Source organism: Candidatus Omnitrophota bacterium (genome assembly GCA_030688425.1).
Classification (GTDB): domain Bacteria; phylum Omnitrophota; class Gorgyraeia; order Zapsychrales; family JANLHA01; genus JAUYIB01.
The window spans coordinates 1-1,708 of sequence record JAUYIB010000004.1 but is presented as its reverse complement, the minus strand read 5'-3'; the positions used below and the strand labels follow the sequence as shown (position 1 = coordinate 1,708).

Below are 1,708 nucleotides of genomic sequence, written 5' to 3'. Positions count from 1 at the left end.
TTGAAATCAACTGATTATTTGGCCGACAGAACAGCATCCCAGAGCACTTCCAAGCCCGGCCAGGCAGGTGACGAAGCACAAAGCTCCCAGGAATTGGACATTTTAGGTGATCTGGTAGTGAAAAGCAAGGTACGTATCGCGCAACGTAAAATGTTACCCGGAGGGAGATCGTCGTGCAATTTAAGATGTTACCCGACTAGAAAGGGGTGGCATCATGAGCGGACGATCGAAATGGGAATATTTGAGAAAGATTCACCCCCGGTACCAAGAAGCTCCGGCCGTATTGAAGCAGCGCATTCTGGACGAATTCTGTTCCAACTGCGGCTATCATCGGAAGCATGCCATTCGACTGCTGAACGGACCGCTTCCCAGGGAGGGGAAGCCGCGCCGTTCCCCACGGCGCCGATCCTACGGATCGCGATTGATCTCGGTGCTGAGCGCCATCTGGGAGGCTGCGGGCTACCCCTGGTCGGTGCGCTTGAAAGCCATCCTGCCGGTGTGGATGCCTTGGACCAGGAAACGATTTTCTTTATCGCCCGCCCTGGAACGGCAACTGCTGCGCATCAGCGCCCGAACCATCGACTACCGCCTGCAGGATCGGAAACGCCGCATCCGAAAACGGTTGTACGGCCACACCAAACCGGGAACTCTGTTGAAGCACCACATTCCTTTGAAGACCGATGCCTGGGACGTGCGGACACCCGGCTTCACCGAAGTCGATCTGGTTTCCCACAGCGGCGAGTGCGCTTCCGGCGAGTATTGCTATTCCCTCAACATGACCGATATTCATACCACCTGGGTCGAAACCCGCGTGGTCATGGGCAAAGGACAACAAGGCGTCTGTGAAGCCATGGAAGAAATGCGCCGGGCTTTGCCCTTTCCCCTGCTCGGCATCGACTCCGACAACGGCTCCGAGTTCATCAATCGTCACCTGCTGGGCTATTGCCGGAACTTAAATATTCAGTTCACCCGTGGCCGGCCTTATAAGAAGGACGACAACGCCCACATCGAGCAGAAGAACTGGACCCACGTGCGGCGCGTGCTGGGCTATGAGCGCTACGACTCCCCGGCGGCCTTCGAGGCCATTCAGGATCTTTACCGCCACGAGCTGCGCCTCTTCCAGAACCTCTTTCTGCCTTCTCTCAAGCTGCTGCGCAAAGTGCGTGTCGGCTCCAGGTTGAGGCGCGTTTACAGCTCTCCCCAAACACCCTTCCAGCGCCTGCGCTCTTGCTCCCAGGCGGACCCTGCCAAAGTGGCTACGCTGGAAACGCTGCTGGCCTCGCTCGATCCTTTCGAACTCTCCCAAACCATCGAGAAAAAGTTAGATCGCATTTATCATCGGGCTTCCCGGACTCACCCGAATCCAACTCCGCGATCCACAGTTTCCACAACTTTCCACAGGCTTCCACAGAAAGAAAAAAGTACCAAAAAAGAAAGAGAAAACGATGACGATGAGTAACATTCTCTTTTTGCAGGACGATTCCCCCAAAGTAACATTCTTAAATTGCGTGACAGGCCATCGTTGAGCTGGGCTATGAGTGATTAGTGGAACCGTTTTCATGCGGCCTGCAAAAGTTCGGTAATACTCCAGATGTGATCGGTTATTCCGGCGGTCATAGCGGGTAGATTCTCTCTTCGAAAACAAGTGTATTTTTTTCTTTAGGAGGATGCAAGGAACCCTTTCTCTTTGAAGGAAGAAGCGAGGGAG

General features: G+C 54.4%; 1 protein-coding gene. It reads left to right on the top strand.

Annotation, left to right across the window (positions count from 1 at the left end):
- Nucleotides 1-214 precede the first annotated feature (214 nt).
- Nucleotides 215-1,459, top strand: a complete 1,245-nt coding sequence (locus tag Q8Q08_00035) for an integrase (GenBank protein MDP2652407.1) — start codon at nucleotides 215-217, stop codon at nucleotides 1,457-1,459.
- Nucleotides 1,460-1,708 lie beyond the last annotated feature (249 nt).